1 protein-coding gene is annotated in these 234 nt (G+C 69.7%); it reads right to left on the bottom strand.

What is annotated here, in order from left to right:
* The coding region (locus AC1KVG_RS21825) for an AMP-binding protein (RefSeq protein WP_481095816.1) at positions 1 to 234 on the bottom strand (234 nt) is incomplete at both ends.

The following is a 234-nucleotide window of genomic DNA, read 5'->3' as shown; positions in this document are numbered from 1 at the left end:
TGCCCGTCGTTGCGCCAGCGCACCCGGTCGCCTGTGCGGTACCACCGCTCACCGTCCAGATGTACGAAACGCTCGGCGGTGAGCGCCTCGCGTCCCAGATAGCCGAGCGCCAGACTCGCGCCGCCCAGATACAACTCGCCGGCCACGCCGATCGGTACCCGTTCGCTCGCGACTCCCACCACCCGACAGCGCACATGTGGCAGCGGACGTCCGATCGGCACCGCTACGCAGGCA

This window comes from Xanthomonas sp. NCPPB 3959 (assembly GCF_056675575.1).
The sequence above is the reverse complement of the archived record's forward strand: the minus strand, read 5'-3'. Positions and strand labels throughout refer to the sequence as shown.